This is a genomic window from Streptomyces sp. DH37 (assembly GCF_029813835.1).
In the GTDB taxonomy this organism is placed as follows: domain Bacteria; phylum Actinomycetota; class Actinomycetes; order Streptomycetales; family Streptomycetaceae; genus Streptomyces.
In genome coordinates, this window is the sequence record NZ_JARVKV010000183.1 from 1 (window position 1) to 459 (window position 459).

Genomic DNA, 459 nt, shown 5'->3' on the forward strand with positions numbered 1-459 from the left:
TGGTGCAGGGGGATGATTTCCTGCTGTACCGTCACGGGATGCTGCGGCGGGTGGTGTCCGGGTTCCCGATCGTCTGGACCGACCGGCCGCAGGGGATCACCGTGCTGTTCGCCGACGGCTACCCGGCCGACGCAGTACCGCCCGTGTTCCGGGCGGTGACCCTGGACTACGCGGGCAAGATGCTGTCCAACCCCGCGCTGGTCCCCCACTCCCGGACGGTCGGGCGGGTGTCCGTCTCCTACAGCGACATGCGCGCGATGGTCCCGCCCATCGACGACTCCCGGCTGGACACTTACCGGCTGCCCGAGGGCTTCTGACGATGCCGCGCCTGGGCAACCTCACCGCGCTCATCGTCCGCGGCCGCGGCTCCGTCGCGCACGGCGACCCGCTGCCCGGCGACCCCGAGGAGATCGAGGTGACGGGCACGTCGATGCAGCCGGGCGCGAGCGCGGAGAACGA

General features: G+C 71.5%; 1 protein-coding gene. It reads left to right on the forward strand.

Annotation, left to right across the window (positions count from 1 at the left end; all coding sequences use genetic code 11):
• A partial coding sequence (locus QC029_RS30580; RefSeq protein ID WP_279559092.1) for a hypothetical protein occupies window positions 1-317 on the forward strand: 317 nt, incomplete at its 5' end.
• Window positions 318-459 lie beyond the last annotated feature (142 nt).